General features: G+C 72.8%; 17 protein-coding genes. 6 read left to right on the top strand and 11 right to left on the bottom strand.

Translation table 11 applies throughout. From position 1 onward, the window contains the following. Window positions 1-16: 16 nt before the first annotated feature. The 8 genes from BUE45_RS10575 to hisD all read right to left on the bottom strand — a co-directional run bounded on the left by BUE45_RS10575 (window position 17) and on the right by hisD (window position 6,311). A complete protein-coding gene (locus BUE45_RS10575; RefSeq protein WP_073378225.1) occupies window positions 17-595 on the bottom strand; it encodes a peptidoglycan-binding domain-containing protein in 579 nt (192 codons plus the stop codon). Window positions 596-827: 232 nt separating this feature from the next. Continuing rightward, window positions 828-1,601 (bottom strand): imidazole glycerol phosphate synthase subunit HisF, encoded by a 774-nt coding sequence (hisF, locus tag BUE45_RS10580; protein WP_073378227.1) that lies wholly within the window; start codon window positions 1,599-1,601, stop codon window positions 828-830. Then, window positions 1,598-2,347 carry a bifunctional 1-(5-phosphoribosyl)-5-((5-phosphoribosylamino)methylideneamino)imidazole-4-carboxamide isomerase/phosphoribosylanthranilate isomerase PriA gene (priA, locus tag BUE45_RS10585; protein WP_073378229.1) on the bottom strand — a complete coding sequence of 250 codons (750 nt, stop codon included), beginning with the start codon at window positions 2,345-2,347 and terminating at the stop codon, window positions 1,598-1,600. The genes hisF and priA overlap by 4 nt, the downstream gene beginning before the upstream one ends. Window positions 2,348-2,378: 31 nt before the next feature. Next, complete coding sequence (gene hisH / locus BUE45_RS10590) at window positions 2,379-3,041, bottom strand: imidazole glycerol phosphate synthase subunit HisH (RefSeq protein ID WP_073378231.1); 663 nt, start codon at window positions 3,039-3,041, stop codon at window positions 2,379-2,381. 13 nt (window positions 3,042-3,054) lie between these two features. Further along, on the bottom strand, window positions 3,055-3,216 hold the full coding sequence (locus BUE45_RS32490) for a hypothetical protein (protein WP_178378502.1): 162 nt from the start codon (window positions 3,214-3,216) through the stop codon (window positions 3,055-3,057). Beyond that, on the bottom strand, window positions 3,217-3,810 hold the full coding sequence (hisB, locus tag BUE45_RS10595) for an imidazoleglycerol-phosphate dehydratase HisB (protein ID WP_073378233.1): 594 nt from the start codon (window positions 3,808-3,810) through the stop codon (window positions 3,217-3,219). Between the two features lie 30 nt (window positions 3,811-3,840). Beyond that, a complete protein-coding gene (locus tag BUE45_RS10600) occupies window positions 3,841-4,938 on the bottom strand; it encodes a histidinol-phosphate transaminase (protein ID WP_178378503.1) in 1,098 nt (365 codons plus the stop codon). Between the two features lie 77 nt (window positions 4,939-5,015). Next, complete coding sequence (gene hisD, locus BUE45_RS10605) at window positions 5,016-6,311, bottom strand: histidinol dehydrogenase (RefSeq protein ID WP_073378237.1); 1,296 nt, start codon at window positions 6,309-6,311, stop codon at window positions 5,016-5,018. Between the two features lie 248 nt (window positions 6,312-6,559). Between hisD and BUE45_RS10610 the strand changes: the two genes are divergently transcribed. The 4 genes from BUE45_RS10610 (at window position 6,560) to BUE45_RS10625 (ending at window position 10,636) form a co-directional block, all read left to right on the top strand. Further along, entirely contained in the window at window positions 6,560-7,120 is a 561-nt protein-coding gene (locus BUE45_RS10610) for a ferritin (RefSeq protein ID WP_073378239.1), read from the top strand. A 117-nt stretch (window positions 7,121-7,237) separates the two neighbouring features. Further along, window positions 7,238-8,011, top strand: coding sequence for an LON peptidase substrate-binding domain-containing protein (locus tag BUE45_RS10615; RefSeq protein ID WP_073378241.1), 774 nt, complete (start codon window positions 7,238-7,240; stop codon window positions 8,009-8,011). 163 nt (window positions 8,012-8,174) lie between these two features. Next, window positions 8,175-8,630 (top strand): Cys-tRNA(Pro) deacylase, encoded by a 456-nt coding sequence (gene ybaK, locus BUE45_RS10620; RefSeq protein ID WP_073378317.1) that lies wholly within the window; start codon window positions 8,175-8,177, stop codon window positions 8,628-8,630. A gap of 140 nt (window positions 8,631-8,770) precedes the next feature. Continuing rightward, complete coding sequence (locus BUE45_RS10625) at window positions 8,771-10,636, top strand: AMP-dependent synthetase/ligase (RefSeq protein WP_073378243.1); 1,866 nt, start codon at window positions 8,771-8,773, stop codon at window positions 10,634-10,636. Window positions 10,637-10,643: 7 nt separating this feature from the next. Here the strand turns inward: BUE45_RS10625 and BUE45_RS10630 are convergent, their stop codons facing one another. Continuing rightward, entirely contained in the window at window positions 10,644-11,336 is a 693-nt protein-coding gene (locus tag BUE45_RS10630) for a hypothetical protein (RefSeq protein WP_073378245.1), read from the bottom strand. An 81-nt stretch (window positions 11,337-11,417) separates the two neighbouring features. On the opposite strand from BUE45_RS10630, the gene BUE45_RS10635 reads away from it, so the two are divergent. Beyond that, window positions 11,418-11,957 (top strand): DinB family protein, encoded by a 540-nt coding sequence (locus BUE45_RS10635; RefSeq protein WP_073378247.1) that lies wholly within the window; start codon window positions 11,418-11,420, stop codon window positions 11,955-11,957. A gap of 65 nt (window positions 11,958-12,022) precedes the next feature. Then, window positions 12,023-12,553 (top strand): DinB family protein, encoded by a 531-nt coding sequence (locus BUE45_RS10640; RefSeq protein ID WP_073378249.1) that lies wholly within the window; start codon window positions 12,023-12,025, stop codon window positions 12,551-12,553. A gap of 115 nt (window positions 12,554-12,668) precedes the next feature. Here BUE45_RS10640 and BUE45_RS10645 read toward each other — a convergent pair whose 3' ends face one another. Both BUE45_RS10645 and BUE45_RS10650 read right to left on the bottom strand, forming a co-directional pair. Then, a complete protein-coding gene (locus tag BUE45_RS10645; RefSeq protein WP_073378252.1) occupies window positions 12,669-13,475 on the bottom strand; it encodes a PadR family transcriptional regulator in 807 nt (268 codons plus the stop codon). Window positions 13,476-13,644: 169 nt separating this feature from the next. Further along, a protein-coding gene (locus BUE45_RS10650) for an IS5 family transposase (RefSeq protein WP_218619521.1) occupies window positions 13,645-14,525 on the bottom strand; the annotation gives its coding sequence in 2 pieces (ribosomal slippage) (window positions 13,645-14,135 and window positions 14,135-14,525; 882 coding nt in all). Window positions 14,526-14,661 lie beyond the last annotated feature (136 nt).

Consider the following 14,661-nt stretch of genomic DNA (forward strand, 5'->3'; position numbering starts at 1 on the left):
TCGGTGGGACGGGTTCCTACCTGTCGTAGTCCTGGTAGGTGACCAGGGCGCGGAAGGTGAGCGGGCCGACGATGCCGTCGGCGCCGATGCCGAAGAACTCCTGCGCCTCGCGCACGGCGGCCTCGGTGACGGGGCCGTAGGCGCCGTCGACGCCGATGTGCGCCTGGAACTTGGCGTTGAGCGCGTGCTGGACGGCGCGGACGACGTTGCCGCTGTCGCCGGGCCCGTACTCGCCGAAGGTCTGCTCGCGCAGCAGCAGCCAGGTCTCGGCGTCGAGGGCGCCGGTGTCGGCCAGGTCGTTGGCGTTCTGGTAGTTGAGGACCGCGGCGCGGAACTCGCCGTCGAAGTCGGCGTCCTCGGCGCCCGGGTCGAAGCCCTGCTCGGTGATGAGGAGCTTGGCGACCAGGACGTCGACGTCGGTGTCGCCCGTCTCGTACTCGGGCCAGGCGGCGGCCTCGATCTCGGCGACGGTGTCCTCGGAGGTGGCGCCGAGGTCGTCGGCCGAGGCCGGGGAGGCGCCCAGGAGGGCGGTGGCGAACGCGAGCAGGCCCGTCGTGAGGAGGGCGGCGGCGCGTGCGGCGATGGTGGCGGACATGGAGGGTGATCCCTTCCCCGTGTGTTTTTCAGGTCACATGGTGGGATGTGCGGGGTGCGCACCGCGTTCACCAATACGCCGCCAATACCTCCAAAAAGACATACTTGGCTAGCTTCATCGGACATTTTGTCTAAATCATGTGAACCCGATCGGGGTGCCGCGCGTGGTCCCGCTCGGGCCCGCACACGCAGAACGGCCCGGCGCGGGCGCGCCGGGCCGTGCGGGGACGGGGTCAGCGGACGGGGTGCCCCGCCGCGCGCAGGCTCTCCTTGACGTCGGCGATGGTGAACTCCCCGAAGTGGAACACCGTGGCGGCCAGCACCGCGTCGGCGCCCGCCGCCACCGCCGGCGCGAAGTGCTCCACCGCGCCCGCGCCGCCCGAGGCGATCAGCGGCACCTCCACCCGGGCCCGCACCGCCCCGATCAGCTCCAGGTCGAAGCCCTGCCGGGTGCCGTCGGCGTCCATCGAGTTGAGCAGGATCTCCCCCGCCCCCAGCCGGGCGGCACGCTCGCACCACTCCAGGGCGTCGATGCCGGTCCCCCGGCGGCCCCCGTGCGTGGTCACCTCGAACCCGCTCGGGGTGGGCGCGTCTGCGCCGCGCACCCGCCGCACGTCCGCGGACAGCACCAGAACCTGGCGGCCGAACCTCTCGGCGATCTCCCCGATGAGCCCGGGGCGGGCGATCGCCGCGGTGTTCACGCCCACCTTGTCCGCGCCCGCCCGCAGCAGCCGGTCCACGTCGTCCGCGGTGCGCACGCCGCCGCCCACCGTCAGCGGGATGAACACCTGGTCGGCGGTACGGCGCACCACGTCGAAGGTGGTCTCCCGGTCGCCGCTGGAGGCGGTCACGTCCAGGAAGGTCAGCTCGTCGGCGCCCCCCGCGTCGTAGGTCCCGGCCAGCTCCACCGGGTCGCCCGCGTCGCGCAGGTTCTCGAAGTTGACGCCCTTGACCACCCGCCCGGCGTCCACGTCCAGGCAGGGGATGACTCGGACCGCGAGGCTCATCGCGCCGCCGCCGCGGTCGCCAGCGCGTCCTGGAGCGTGAACGCCCCCTCGTACAGGGCCGTGCCCATGATGGCGCCCTCCACGCCCAGCGGCACCAGGCCCGCGATGGCCCGCAGGTCGTCCAGGCAGGACACCCCGCCGCTGGCCACCACCGGCTTGTCGGTGCGCGCGCACACCGTGCGCAGCAGGTCCAGGTTGGGGCCCCTGAGGGTGCCGTCCTTGTCGACGTCGGTGACGACGTACCGGGCGCACCCCTGCTCCTCCAGGCGCTCCAGGGTCTCGAAGAGGTCGCCTCCCTCGCGCGTCCAGCCGCGGGCCGCCAGGGTGGTGCCGCGCACGTCCAGGCCGATCGCGATCGCGTCCCCGTGCTCGGCGATGATCCGCCCGCACCACTCGGGGTGCTCCAGGGCGGCGGTGCCGATGTTCACCCGGGTGCAGCCCGTGGCCAGGGCCGCGGCCAGCGACTCGTCGTCGCGGATGCCGCCGGACATCTCCACCTTGACGTCGAGGCGGTCCACGATGTCGCGCAGCAGGTCGCGGTTGTGTCCGCGGCCGAAGGCGGCGTCCAGGTCCACCAGGTGGATCCACTCGGCGCCCGCCTCCTGCCAGGCCTGCGCGGCCTTGAAGGGGTCGCCGTACTGTCCGCCCGACCCCGCCCTGCCCTGGACGAGCTGGACGGCCTGGCCGCCCGACACGTCCACGGCGGGCAGGAGTTCGAGTGCGGGCGGGTTGGTCTCGCCGGTCATGGGGCCTTCTCGTGCTCGTTGGTCCGGAAAACTATGCCTGCGGGAGGGTCGCGACCCAGTTGGCCAGGATGCGCGCCCCCGCCTCCCCGGACTTCTCCGGGTGGAACTGGGTGGCCCACAGCGGCCCGTTCTCGACCGCCGCGACGAAGGGCTCCCCGTGCTCGGCCCAGGTCACCAGGGGCGGGGCGATGCGCGGGTTCTGGAAGGCCTGCTCCCAGCGGCGCACCGCGTAGGAGTGCACGAAGTAGAAGCGGTCGTCGGGGGCGGTACCGGCGAACAGCCGCGAGTCCCGCGGGGCGCGCACGGTGTTCCAGCCCATGTGCGGCAGGATCGGCGCCTCCAGGCGCTCCACCGTGCCGGGCCACTCCCCGCACCCCTCGGTGACCTCGTCCCCGGCCCGCGGGTCCGCGCGCTCCACACCCTTGTCGAACAGCACCTGCATGCCCACGCAGATGCCCAGGACCGGGCGGCCCCCGGCCAGGCGGCGGCCGATGATGCGGTCGCCGTGCGCCTTCTTCAGCCCGGCCATGCAGGCGCTGAAGGCGCCCACACCCGGGACGACCAGGCCGTCCGCGTCCAGGGCGGCGTGCGGGTCGGAGGTGACGCAGACCTCCGCGCCGGTGCGCTCCATGGCGCGCTGGGCCGAACGCAGGTTGCCCGACCCGTAGTCGAGCACGACCACGCGTGGCGGCATGGTGTTCCTCCCCTTAGAAGTAGCCCAGGCGCAGGGCGCCCGAGGCCACGGCGAGCACCGTGCACCCGGCCAGGGCCACGGCGATGGGCTTGTTGACCCTCCACATCGCGTAGGCGCCCCCGCCGAGGAAGCCGCCCAGCACGATCAGGGCCAGGCCCCACAGATCGGTGTCCATCTACAGGGCGCCCTTGGTCGAGGGGATCCCCGTGACGCGGGGGTCCTTCTCCGTGGCGAAGCGCAGCGCCCGCGCCAGCGCCTTGAACTGGCACTCCACGATGTGGTGGGCGTTGCGGCCGTAGGGCACGCGCACGTGCAGGGCCACCCGCGCCTGGGCGACGAACGACTCCAGGATGTGGCGGGTCATGGTCGTGTCGTAGTCGCGGCCGATGAGCGGCGCCATGCCCTCCGGCTCGCCGTGCACCAGGTAGGGGCGGCCCGACACGTCCACGGTCACCTCCGCCAGCGCCTCGTCCAAGGGCACCTTGGCGTCGGCGAAGCGGCGGATCCCCGCCTTGTCGCCCAGCGCCTCCCGGAAGGCCGCGCCCAGGGCCAGCGCGGTGTCCTCCATGGTGTGGTGGGAGTCGATGTGCAGGTCGCCCTCGGTGCGCACGGTGAGGTCGAACAGGCCGTGCTTGGCGAGCTGGTCGAGCATGTGGTCGAAGAAGCCGACGCCGGTGGAGACGTCGGCGACGCCGGTGCCGTCCAGGTCGATCTCGACCAGGACCTTGGTCTCCTTGGTGGCGCGCTCCACGCGTCCGATGCGGCTCATGGTGGGTCCTCCTGATGGGAAAGGGGCGGGTCAGCGTCCGGTGACGGCCAGCAGGGTGTCGCGGAAGACCGCCGTCTCCCGCGCGGTGCCCACGGTGACGCGCAGCCAGCCGGGCGGCCCGACCTCGCGGATGAGCACGTCGCGGTCGAGCAGGGCCCTCCAGACCGCCGAGCGGTCCTCGAACTCACCGAACAGGACGAAGTTGGCGTCGGAGTCGGCGACGGCGAACCCGTGGCCGCGCAGCCACCCCACCAGGGAGTCGCGCTCGGCGCGCAGGTCCGCGACGGCGCCCAGCAGCTCGTCGGCGTGGTCCAGGGCCACCAGCGCGACCGTCTGCGTGACGGCCGACAGGTGGTAGGGCAGGCGCACCAGCTGGAGGGCCTCCACCACCGCCGGGTGCGCGGCCAGGTAGCCCACCCGGGCGCCCGCCAGGGCGAACGCCTTGGACATGGTGCGCGACACGACCAGGCGCGGGTGGTCCGCCAGCAGCTCCAGGGCGCTGGGGGTGCCCTCGCGGCGGAACTCGGCGTAGGCCTCGTCCACGACGACCACCCCCGGCGCCGCGGCGGCGATGCGCGCCGTGTCGGCGACCGACAGCGCCGTGCCCGTCGGGTTGTTGGGAGAGGTCAGGAACACGACGCTGGGCCGGTGCTCGGCGATGGCGGCCAGGGCGGCGTCCACGTCGACGCGGAAGTCGGCGGTGCGCGGCACCGATGCCCAGGCGGTGCCCGTGCCGCGGGAGATGATGGGGTGCATCGAGTAGGACGGCTCGAAGCCCATCGCGGTGCGGCCCGGCCCGCCGAAGGCCTGGAGGATCTGCTGGAGGACCTCGTTGGAGCCGTTGGCCGCCCACACGTTCGCGGTGGTCAGGCCGTGGCCGAGGTAGTCGGCCAGGCCCTGGCGCAGGCGCACGGCGTCGCGGTCGGGGTAGCGGTTCAGGCCCGCCGCGGTCGCGGCGACGGCGTCGGCCAGGGCTCGGGCCAGCCGCTCCGACGGCGGGTGCGGGTTCTCGTTGGTGTTGAGGACCACCGGCACGTCGATCTGCGGGGCCCCGTAGGGCGAGCGTCCGCGCAGGTCGTCGCGCAGGGGCAGGTCGTTCAGAGTGAAGCTCACGGGTGTCACGCTCATGGTCGGTCGTGGGCGGTGCGGCGCGCGGGGCCCGGGCGGGGCCCCTGGGCGCCCCGCACCGTCCGGTCGGTCGCGGTTCAGGCCGTGGGGAACCGCGCGGCGACGGCCTCGCCGTGGGCGGGCAGGTCCTCGGCCTCGGCGAGGGTGATGACGTGGTGGGCCACGTCCGCCAACGCGTCGCGGTCGTACTCGACCACGTGCACCCCGCGCAGGAAGGTCTGCACGCTCAGCCCGCCGCTGTGGCAGGCGCAGCCGCCGGTGGGCAGCACGTGGTTGGACCCCGCGGCGTAGTCGCCGAGGGAGACCGGGGAGTGGGCGCCGACGAAGATCGCCCCGGCGTTGCGCACGCGGGCCGCGACGGCTGCGGCGTCGGCGGTCATGACCTCCAGGTGTTCTGCGGCGTAGGCGTTGACGACGTCGAGCCCGTGGTCGAGGTCGTCGACCAGGACGATGCCGGACTGGGGCCCCGACAGGGCCTCCCGAACGCGGTCGGCGTGCCGGGTGGCGGCGGCGCGCACGCGCACGCGCTCGGCGACGGCGTCGGCCAGGGCCTCGTCCGGGGTGACCAGGACGGAGGCGGCCACGACGTCGTGCTCGGCCTGGCTGACCAGGTCGGCGGCCACGTGGTCGGGGTCTGCGGTGGCGTCGGCCAGGACCGCGATCTCGGTGGGGCCCGCCTCGGCGTCGATGCCGACGACCCCCTTGAGGAGGCGCTTGGCGGCGGCCACCCAGATGTTGCCGGGGCCGGTGACCAGGTCGGCGCGGGCGCACTCGCCGGCGCCGTAGGCGAACATGGCGACGGCCTGGGCGCCGCCGACGGCGTACACCTCGTCGACGCCCAGCAGGGCGCAGGCGGCGAGGATGGTGGGGTGCGGCAGGCCGCCGAAGTCCTTCTGCGGCGGCGAGGTGACCGCCAGGGAGCGCACCCCCGCCTCCTGGGCGGGGACGACGTTCATGACGACGCTGGACGGGTAGACGGCGCGTCCGCCCGGGACGTACAGGCCGACCCGGTCGACCGGGATCCAGCGCTCGGTGACGGTGCCGCCGGGGACGACCTGCGTGGTGTGGTCGGTGCGGCGCTGGTCGCGGTGGACCTTGCGGGCGCGGCGGACGGACTCCTCCAGCGCGGCGCGTACGGCCGGGTCCAGGCCGGCCAGGGCGGCGTCGATCGCGTCCTTGGGAACGCGGATGCCCGGGAGCCGGACCCCGTCGAAGCGCTCGGTGAGCTCGATCAGCGCCTCGACACCGCGATGGCGGACGTCCTCGCACAGGGGGCGCACGCGCTCGGCGGCGTCCGCCACGTCCATGGCCGCGCGCGGAAGGGCGTCGCGGGGGTCGTCCTGGCTGCCTCGGAGGTCGATTCGACTGATCACGGCTCCAGTCTAGGGGGCGATGCCCGAGCGGTGGGCTCGGCCGTCCGGATGGTGGACAGGGGGCCCGCGCCGAAGGGTCCGCCCCCGCGTCCCGGGGCATTCGCCACCAGCGGGAACGAAAACGCCGAATTAGTTCCACCTTACTTTGGCTTACCTTACCTAAACGAAGTTCAGAAAGGCTTGCCTAACAAATTTCCCGGCGTTTCGCTGATTTACAAAAATGGCTTCGGATGAGTTATTGTAGGGGCATGAGTTCGAACAAGAGCAGCGATAGCGGCCTTTCCAAGTTCCACCGCCTCCTCATCGACCAGGTGCGGCACGAGTTCACGGCCTCGCACCAGTACGTGGCGCTCGCCTCCTGGTTCGACACGCAGGACCTGCCCCAGCTGGCCCGGGTGTTCTACGAGCAGTCCCTGGAGGAGCGCGACCACGCCATGATGCTGGTGCGCTACCTCATCGACCGCGACGTCGACTTCTCCCTCCCGGGCGTCGACGAGATCGAGACCGACTTCGCGGCGCCGCGCGACCTCGTCGCCCTCGCCCTGCGCCAGGAGCGCGAGGTCTCCGACCAGTTCCAGCGGCTGGCCCGGGTCGCCCGCGACGAGGACGACTACACCGGCGAGCAGTTCCTCCAGTGGTTCATCCAGGAGCAGGTCGAGGAGATCGCCAAGATGTCCACCCTGCTGAACGTGGTGGACCGCTCCCACGGGAACCTGTTCGACGTGGAGACCTTCGTCGCCCGCGACATGCCCTCCGAGGACAACGGGAGCCTGAACGCCCCGGACACCGCGGGCCCGTCCGTTTCCTGAGGCCTTTCCCGCGGACCGCGCCGCCGGTCCGCGGCTCCGCGGGGGCGCCCGGCCGCGGCCGGGCGCCCCCGCGGGTGTCCCACCCCGCGCGGCCGTGACAAAAGGCATACTGGGGCCATGGCCCAGGCTCTGCCGATCTTTCCGTTGAACACCGTCCTGTTCCCCGGTGTGAACGTCCCCCTGCACGTCTTCGAGCCGCGTTACCGGCGGCTGGTCTCCGAACTGCTCGGCCCCACCCTCACCCGCGGCGAGCTCGCCGGCCGCGACCGCTCCCCCCGGCGCTTCGGGGTGGTGTGGATCGAACTGGGGCACGAGGTGGCGGCCACCTCCTCGGCGCAGACCCCCGAGAACCCCGCCGGCACCCCCACCCTGGGCGGCGACGTCCGGCTCCCCCGGGTCAGCGCCACCGGCTGCACCGCCCTGGTGCGCAACGTGCGCACCTACGACGACGGCCGCTACGACCTGGTGGTCGAGGGCGGCACCCGGTTCACCGTGGACGACCTGTCCGACGCCGACGCCTCCTCCCCCGAGGTCTATCCCACCGCGTCGGTGTCGTTCCTTCCCGAGGCAACCGGACCCGACGCCGACGAGCACGCCGAGCGGGTGCGCGGGCTGTTCGAGGTGTACCGGGAGCGGCTGTCCGCCGCCGGGCTCAGCCCCGGGACGTTCGTGGACCCGCCCAAGGACCCCATCCCGCTCTCCTACGCCCTGTCCGAGGCGGTCGTGCTCGACCAGGCGGAGAAGCAGCGGCTGCTGGAGGCGGAGGACGCCGCGACCCGGCTCGCGGTGCTGGCCCGGTTCCTGCGCCGGGAGAACCGCATCGTGCACACCCCGACCCTCAACACGCTGCCCGCCGGCCCGTTCCTCAACAACGGGGTCTCCTTCAACTGACGGCCCCTCCCCGGGAGGCACGGATCCGCCGCGGGGACGCGGCCCCGCGGTCGCGGTCCCGCCGGCGCGGAGTTCGTTAGCCTGCCCTACAGACCAGGCGCCCGCAGCCGGGCGCGGCTCCGACGAGGGGGAACCGATGAGCGGAAGGGCCACGCCCGCCACCGTGGCGGCCGGACGGACCAAGACCACCTACACCCTGCACCCGTACGAGGCGGAGGGCGGGGACGGGCACTCCTACGGCACGGACGCCGCGGACGCGCTCGGCATCTCCCGCGGGCGGGTGTTCAAAACGCTCGTGGCGGAGGTCGACGGGGTCCTCACGGTGGGGGTCGTGCCGGTGAGCACCTCGCTGGACCTCAAGGCGCTGGCCGCCGCCGTGGGCGGCAAGAGGGCCGTGATGGCCGACCCCGCCCTGGCGGAGAAGGCCACCGGGTACGTGCGCGGCGGGATCAGCCCGCTGGGGCAGCGCAAGCGGCTGCGCACCGTCGTCGACGCCTCCGCGCGCGAGCAGCGCACGGTGTACGTGTCCGCGGGCCGGCGCGGGCTGCAGATGGAACTGACGCCCGCCGACCTCATCGCGCTCACCGAGGCCGTCGTCGCGCCCATCGGCGCGGGCTGAGCCGCGGCGGGCACGTCCGCGCGGCGCGTCCTCCGGGGGCGGGGGACAGGGCGCGGACCGGGGGAATAAAAGCGAGAAAGCCCGGTCACAAGGGGACATAGGCTGTTGCCGCGTTCCCTACCCAAAGGTAGCTTTGTGACATGGGTAACACTTCATCCCCCTTCTCCTCGGTTCCGGACATGTTCGCCTCCCGTGTCGCCGAGAGCGGCGACGCGACGGCGTTCACCTACCCCGTCCCCGACACCACCGGCGCTCCCGAGACCTGGAAGACCCTGACCTGGTCCCAGACCCGCGACCGGGTCCGCGACCTCGCCCTGGGCCTGCACTCCCTGGGGGTCACCCCCCAGGCCCGCTGCGCCATCGCCTCCTCCACCAGGATCGAGTGGATCCTGGCCGACCTGGCGATCCTGTGCGCGGGCGGCGCGTCCACCACCGTCTACCCCTCCTCCACCGCCGCCGACGCGGCGTACATCGTCTCCGACTCCGGCAGCATGGTGGTCTTCGCCGAGAACGCCGAGCAGGTGGCCAAGCTCGTCGACCAGCGGTCCCGCATCCCCGGCGTGTCCCAGGTGGTCGTCTTCGACGGCGAGGGCGGCCAGGACGGCTGGGTGATCACCCTGGAGGAGCTGGCCTCCCGGGGCGCCCGGCTGCACGGGGAGGAGCCCGGCCTGTTCGACGAACTCGTCGGCTCCGTCCGGCCCGACCACATCGCCACCCTCATCTACACCTCCGGCAGCACCGGGCGCGCCAAGGGCGTGCGGCTGGACCACGCCAACTGGATCTACGAGGGCGAGGCCCTCCAGGAGCTGGACCGGGAGCTGCGCGGCCAGGGCCGGGAACTCCTGGGCCCCGACGACGTCCAGTACCTGTGGCTGCCGCTGTCCCACGTGTTCGGCAAGCTCATGCAGGTCAACCAGCTCCAGATCGGGTTCGTCACCGCCGTCGACGGGCGGGTCGACAAGATCGTCGACAACCTCTCCGTGGTCCGGCCGACCTTCATGGCGGCCGCCCCCCGCATCTTCGAGAAGGTGTACAACCGGGTCGTCATGCAGGCCAGGGAGGGCGGCGCCGCCAAGTACCGCGTCTTCACGTGGGCCGCGGGCGTGGGCGAGCGGGTCGCCCGCCTCAGGGAGGACGGCAGGGAGCCCTCCGGCGCCCTGGCCCTGCAGCACAAGGTGGCCGACCGGCTCGTGTTCTCCAAGCTGCGCGCCCGCTTCGGCGACCGGCTGCGGTTCTTCATCTCCGGCAGCGCGCCGCTGGCCCCCGAGATCGGCCGGTTCTTCTACGGCGCCGGGATCGTCATCCTGGAGGGGTACGGGCTCACCGAGACCAGCGCGGGGTCCTTCCTCAACCGTCCCGGCCGCATCAGATTCGGCACCGTGGGCATGCCGATGCCCGGCACGGAGGTCAAGCTCGCCGAGGACGGCGAGATCCTGCTGCGCGGCGGCGGCGTCATGCGCGGCTACCACAACCTGTCGGGCGCCACCGAGGAGGTCATGGACCAGGACGGGTGGTTCGCCACCGGCGACATCGGCGTCCTGGAGGACGGCAGGCTCCGCATCACCGACCGCAAGAAGGAGCTCATCAAGACCGCCAACGGCAAGTACGTGGCACCCCAGCACCTGGAGAGCCGCTTCAAGGCGCTGTGCCCCTACGTCAGCAACCTGGTGGTGCACGGCGACCGGCGCTCGTACTGCGTGGGGCTGGTCGCCCTGGACCCCGAGGCCATCGCGGCCTGGGCCGGGGAGAACGGCCTGGGGGCCCTGGACTACACCGGCCTCACCAGGGAGCCCCGGGTGCGCGCGCTGGTCCAGAAGGCCGTCGACGAGCTCAACGCGGACCTGCCCCGGCACGAGACCGTCAAGAAGTTCGCGATCCTGCCCAACGACCTGACCGTGGAGGGCGGCGAGATCACGCCGAGCCTGAAGATGCGGCGCCGCGCGGTGGAGACCAAGTACCAGGACCTGCTGGACGGCATGTACGAGGACGGTGTGCGGGCCCGGTGAGCCCGGCTCAGCCCGTCAGCGGATCCGGCCCGTCGCCCACCGGTGAGGGGCCGGGCCGCGGCGCCCCCGGGGCCTGCCCGGCCGGCGGCCCGCCCGCGGTGCCGGGGACGGGGCCCGCCGGAGCGGGGTCCGCGGGGACGCGGACCGCGCGGGGCACGCCCGGCTGGTCGCGGCGGACCAGGCTGATCAGGTCCAGCAGGGCGTACTGGAGCACGAAGACGAACGGCCAGACGACCAGGAACGCGGTGGCGTCCAGCCGCAGCCCCACCTCGACCTCCTCGCCCGCCTGCGCCCGCGCCAGCGCGGTGTGCAGGGGCGCGTCCAGCAGCATCCCGATCCGCCAGACCAGCACGGAGGCGGCCGCCGAGCCGAGGAAGCCCGCGACCAGGCACCACAGCCGCAGGTCGCGCGGGCGCCGCCGGGCCAGGGCGAACTGCGCCATGTACGCGGAGTAGCCGCCGACGAGTCCGGCCAGCGCGGTGATGAGGACGAAGCTCCCCTCCCCCGCGAAGAGCGCCTCGGTGGTACCGGTGAAGACCTCTCCCCCGCCCAGGGCCGTGCCCCGGGCCCGGTCGGGGGCCAGGAGCCACCAGAGCGGGCCGAGCAGCGCCCCCGCCAGCACCAGCGCCCCGAACACGCAGGCGGCCACGGCCACCGGTCGCGGCCCGCGCGGCGCGTACGCGCCCTTCCCGTCGTCCATCGGCGGTCTTCTCCTCGCCCTCGTGCCCTCACCACGGAAAACCAGTGGATCGGCGGCATGACCGGAACGGAGAATACCGGCATGAGCGACAAGAACAGCACTCTGCACCTGCCTCTGACCGCGCGTGTCGATCCTCCGACGGCCGCCGACGAGCGCACCATGCTCACCACCTGGCTGGACTGGCACCGCGCCACGGTCCACGCCAAATGCGCCGGCCTGGACCCGGCCCTGTCCTCGGCCGCGCCGCTGCCGGCGTCGCCGCTGATGACGGTGGGCGGCGTCGTGTCCCACCTGCGGTGGGTGGAGGCGTTCTGGTTCGAGACCGTGATGCTGGACCAGCCGGACCTGGCCCCCTACAGCGAGGAGGACCCCGACGCGGAGTGGCGGCTGGGGTCGCAGGTCCCCCTGGGCACCCTGCTGGAGGAGTACGAGGCCCAGTGCGCGCGGTCGCGGGACATCGCCGCCAGGCTGGAGACCGGGTCCTCCTCCCGCAGGGTGCTGCGGTCCCGGGGGCGCACCACCCTGCGCTGGGTGCTGCTGCACATGATCGAGGAGACCGCCCGGCACAACGGGCACCTGGACGTGCTCCGCGAACTCGCCGACGGCACCACCGGGGAGTGAGCCCGGCCCGGCGCGGCACACGAAAGCCGATGGAGGTCCGGGCCGGGGCCCGACATGATGGGGACATGACGGAACACACCCTCCCCGCGGCACCCGAACGCATCGACCCGCCGGTGGCCGCCGACGAGCGCGCCATGCTCACCACCTGGCTGGACTGGCACCGCGCCACGGTCCACGCCAAGTGCGCGGGCATCGCCGCGGAGCACGCGACGGCCACCCCGCTGCCCACGTCACCGCTGATGAGCGTGGGCGCGATCGTGTCCCACCTGCGGTGGGTGGAGCACGCCTGGTTCGAGATGATCCTGCTGGGCCTGCCCGAGGCCGGATACGCGACCCCCGAGGACCCGGACGCCGAGTGGCGGCGCGGCAACGAAGTGCCGCTGGGGACCCTGCTCGAAGAGTACGAGCAGCAGTGCGAGCGCTCCCGGGAGATCACCGCGGAATTGGAGCTGGACGCCCAGGCGCTGCGCCGCCGCACGGGCGAGGACACCACGACCCTGCGCTGGGTGCTGGTCCACATGATCGAGGAGACCGCCCGGCACAACGGGCACCTGGACGTGCTCCGCGAACTCGCCGACGGCACCACCGGGGAGTAGCCGGGCGGGGAACGACGGACGGGGCCTGCCGCGCGATCGCGCGGCAGGCCCCGTCGCCGTTCTCGGCAAGCGCCCCGGAACCCGGCCCGGGGCCGGTCCGGAGCGGGGCCGGGTATCAGTCCCGGTCCTCGTCGGACTCGGGCTCGTCGCCGGGGTCGTCCTCGGCGAGGATCCGGTACAGGCCGCGCTTGCTCTCGGCCAGCAACCGCTTGGCACGGTCCACCTGTTCCGGCGTTCCGGCCTGGGCCACCTGGAAGGCGGCGGCACCGAGCTGTGCGGCCAGAGAGCCGATCTCCTCGTAGCGGGAGCGGTCGTCGGCGTAGGCGTCGGCGGCCGCCTCCCACGGCGGGGTGAGGTCGGCGCCGCGCTCTTCGAGGTGGTCGATGCCCTCCTCGGTGAGCTTGTAGGGGCGGCGGCGCCCCTCGCCCTCCTCTTGGACGATGAGCCCCTCGTCCTCCAGTTGCTGGAGCATCGGATAGATGGAACCGGGGCTGGGACGCCAGGCCCCGCCGCTGCGCTCGCGGCCCTCCCGAATGATCTCGTAGCCGCTGCGCGGCTCCTCGGCGAGCAGCATCAGGATTCCGGTGCGGACGTCACCGCGCCGCGCACGGGGACCGCCGCGCCGGTGCCCTCCGTGACCCCCGCCGGGACCGCCGAACGGGCCGAACCCTCCGAAGGGCCCCCCGGGACCGAACTGGCCGGGCCCCCATCCGCCGGGTCCTCCCGGAGGCATGGGGGGCGCCGGCGGCCCGGGGGGCACCACCGGGCCGAAGTCGGAGCGGGGACCGCCGCCGTGGTGGTGTCCTCTGCGGCGTCCGCCCCCGCGTCCGCCCTCGGTGAAGTGGCGCGGGTGGGGCCCGCGCGGGTGGTCGTCGCGGTCGTCGTTCCAGTCCCAGGGACCGGGAAGTGCCATGGCCGTCATGGTGTTCTCCTTTGAGTCGATACAGAGCGACTGTCATGCTCTGTTCTGATAGCTCAAAGATATATCGCTAACTTTGGCCTGGCAAGTCCGGGACAAGAAAAATCCCCGTGCGCCGGTTCACGGCGCACGGGGTCGGGGGTCGACCGGCGTCTAGGGCCTGTTTGGGAAGTCAGAGCCATTCGTTGATGGCAGCGATCTGGACGGTGGCCTCGTAGCGAAGGGCGAGCTTGTCATAGCGCGTGGCCACCGCCCGGTTGCGTTTGAGCCGGTTGATCCCGCACTCCACCGCGTGCCGGGCCCGATAATCGGCCTTGTCCAAGCCCGGCGGGCGCCCCCCGCGCCGCCCCTTGCGTTTGCGGTTGCGCACCCGGTCCCGAGGCTCGGGAATCGTCGCTTTGATCTTGCGTCTGCGCAGGTAGGAACGGATCCCCTTCGAGCTGTAGGCCTTATCGGCGCGCACCCGCACCGGGCGGGTGCGCGCCGGCCCCGACCGGCCCCGCCCCGCGACGCGGACGCGGTCCATGACCGGTTCGAACTGCGGGGCGTCCCCCCGCTGCCCGGCGGTGATCACTACTGCCAGGGGCTTTTGACCCTGCTCGCAGGCCAGGTGGATCTTGGTGGTCCACCCACCGCGTGAGCGCCCCAGGGCGTGGTCGGCGGGCTCGTCCGTTTCGTGATCTTGCCCTTCCCCTTTTTCAGGGCCCCGGCGGCGTGCTGGTGGGCGCGCACGATGGTGGAGTCGACGTTGACCTGCCAGGGGATCAGGCCCGCCGCGTCGGCGATCGACTGCAAAGAGGCCAGGATCTGCGCCCAGGTGCCGTCCAGGCTCCAGCGGCGGAACAGGGCGTAGACCGTCTGCCAGGGGCCGTAGCGTTCGGGCAGGTCGCGCCAGGGAGCGCCGGCCCGCACCCGCCAGCGGATGCCGTTGACCAGAGTGCGTTTGCAGCGCAGGGGCGGGCGCCCTCTCGCCGGGGCCGGCAGCAACGGTTGGAGCAGGGCCCACTGGGCGTCGGTGAGGTCACCGCGCCCGGAGCCGGGTAGGGTCGGCACGAAGCCTCCGGCGGACTTGTCTTCTTGGTCGTTGACCCGTCTACCGGAGGCTTCGCTCATGTGCTGGGCGACATGCCCGCTGTTACTGCTTTGGTGCTTTCATCCGCTTACACGAAGATTCCCAAACAGGCCCTAG

It is taken from the genome of Nocardiopsis flavescens, from assembly GCF_900141985.1.
Taxonomy (GTDB): domain Bacteria; phylum Actinomycetota; class Actinomycetes; order Streptosporangiales; family Streptosporangiaceae; genus Nocardiopsis; species Nocardiopsis flavescens.

What these genes read in the sequence shown, in the direction of transcription:
- BUE45_RS32490 (WP_178378502.1), bottom strand. Translation starts at nt 3,216, where the DNA reads ATGGACACCGATCTGTGGGGCCTGGCCCTGATCGTGCTGGGCGGCTTC.
- BUE45_RS10645 (WP_073378252.1), bottom strand. Translation starts at nt 13,475, where the DNA reads ATGACGGCCATGGCACTTCCCGGTCCCTGGGACTGGAACGACGACCGC.
- hisB (WP_073378233.1), bottom strand. Translation starts at nt 3,810, where the DNA reads ATGAGCCGCATCGGACGCGTGGAGCGCGCCACCAAGGAGACCAAGGTC.
- BUE45_RS10615 (WP_073378241.1), top strand. Translation starts at nt 7,238, where the DNA reads ATGGCCCAGGCTCTGCCGATCTTTCCGTTGAACACCGTCCTGTTCCCC.
- BUE45_RS10625 (WP_073378243.1), top strand. Translation starts at nt 8,771, where the DNA reads ATGGGTAACACTTCATCCCCCTTCTCCTCGGTTCCGGACATGTTCGCC.
- priA (WP_073378229.1), bottom strand. Translation starts at nt 2,347, where the DNA reads ATGACCGGCGAGACCAACCCGCCCGCACTCGAACTCCTGCCCGCCGTG.
- BUE45_RS10575 (WP_073378225.1), bottom strand. Translation starts at nt 595, where the DNA reads ATGTCCGCCACCATCGCCGCACGCGCCGCCGCCCTCCTCACGACGGGC.
- BUE45_RS10640 (WP_073378249.1), top strand. Translation starts at nt 12,023, where the DNA reads ATGACGGAACACACCCTCCCCGCGGCACCCGAACGCATCGACCCGCCG.
- BUE45_RS10635 (WP_073378247.1), top strand. Translation starts at nt 11,418, where the DNA reads ATGAGCGACAAGAACAGCACTCTGCACCTGCCTCTGACCGCGCGTGTC.
- BUE45_RS10610 (WP_073378239.1), top strand. Translation starts at nt 6,560, where the DNA reads ATGAGTTCGAACAAGAGCAGCGATAGCGGCCTTTCCAAGTTCCACCGC.
- hisF (WP_073378227.1), bottom strand. Translation starts at nt 1,601, where the DNA reads ATGAGCCTCGCGGTCCGAGTCATCCCCTGCCTGGACGTGGACGCCGGG.
- BUE45_RS10600 (WP_178378503.1), bottom strand. Translation starts at nt 4,938, where the DNA reads ATGAGCGTGACACCCGTGAGCTTCACTCTGAACGACCTGCCCCTGCGC.
- BUE45_RS10630 (WP_073378245.1), bottom strand. Translation starts at nt 11,336, where the DNA reads ATGGACGACGGGAAGGGCGCGTACGCGCCGCGCGGGCCGCGACCGGTG.
- hisH (WP_073378231.1), bottom strand. Translation starts at nt 3,041, where the DNA reads ATGCCGCCACGCGTGGTCGTGCTCGACTACGGGTCGGGCAACCTGCGT.